Genomic DNA, 1,355 nt, shown 5'->3' with positions numbered 1-1,355 from the left:
TAATAAAGGGGCATTATGATAAATGATCTTTTTTGTTGTATATATTATCATTAAAAAAAAATTCTATTATTAAGGTCGAAAAGCAAATATAATTATTAATGAAACATAACTTTAGCCAATGGAGATAAAATATGGAAGATAATCGAAGGTTAAATAAAGTATATGATCTCATTGAAAAATCCCGTAGGAAATATGGGAAACTTAAAAAATGTGAAGTGCATTTCCATACTCCAGCTTCTCATGATTATAGGCTTATTGAAGACCGCGAATATAATGAGATAGATATTACCGAAATAATACAGATTGGTGTTAATGAACAATATATTTCCGAAGATGCGGCAGATAAAATAGCTGAACTAATTGATGATTATAGTTCTGAAGATTACTTAAAACAATTAAACAAAGATGGAATGCCTTATGATTCATTTAAGGAGTTTTTTTCATACTGCCTAATTGCTCACAAACTTTATAGATCAAAGATTGAGGTAGCTGTCATAACTGACCATAATACGATTAATGGTTTTCCGAAATTAAAGCATGCATTAGATTTTTATTTTAAGGAGAGGTTGAAAGGGAAGGACCAAAAACGTATCCATTTATTTCTCGGTGTAGAAATTTCCTGTTCAGAAAAAAATCACCTTGTAGCTATTTTTGATGAGAAAAAATATGTAGAGGTTCAGAAATTTCTTGACGAATGTATCATAAACGAAGTAGACGGAACGTATTACACAAGCCATTTAATAAGCGAAAGAATAGCCAAGGAATTAGATGGAATTAGTTATTTAGCACATATCAACTCTTCAAAGTTATTAGGAAGTGAAGGTTACAATAAGACGTTGTTTGCAAGAAAAGACATGAAAGTAATTGGAATTACAACATTAAGCGCAAAGCAGAGTGTCATCCAACGGCTTATTAAATACAACAAAGATACGATAAGTAAAATAGGATTTATTTATGAAAGCGATTCACATGAGATTGCTACATTAGGTAAGAAAAATACTTGGATTAAGTTTAGTGTGATATCATTCGCGGCACTTAAAAATGCCATTAATAATCATAAAATTAGTATCTATACCGATAAACCGAATAAAGTTGATAAATTTATCAAAGGGTTGGTTGTGGAGCCTGGTCGGAGCGGATTCCTAAAATCTCAAGAAGGGGATTCAAGCGAACTGTGTATTGTTGAATTTTCAAAAGATTTAAATTGTATTATTGGTGGTCGAGGGACCGGTAAAAGCACTATTCTTAACTTAATTGAGAGTATTCTAACATTGCAATCGGATGATATGAAAAAGCTGAAATTTATTTCAAGCCATCGTAAAATTTACCTTGTATTTTGTTGTGCCTATAATGAC

At 31.1% G+C, this 1,355-nt stretch carries 1 protein-coding gene; it reads left to right on the top strand.

What is annotated here, in order from left to right:
* Positions 1-131 precede the first annotated feature (131 nt).
* The coding region (locus AC1DUA_RS37845; protein WP_477504602.1) for a Spaf_1101 family AAA-like ATPase at positions 132-1,355 on the top strand (1,224 nt) is incomplete at its 3' end.

The sequence above is a fragment of the Paenibacillus sp. 01T422 genome (genome assembly GCF_056398785.1).
Note: the sequence above shows the minus strand (reverse complement) of the source record. Positions and strands in the feature narration are given on the sequence as shown.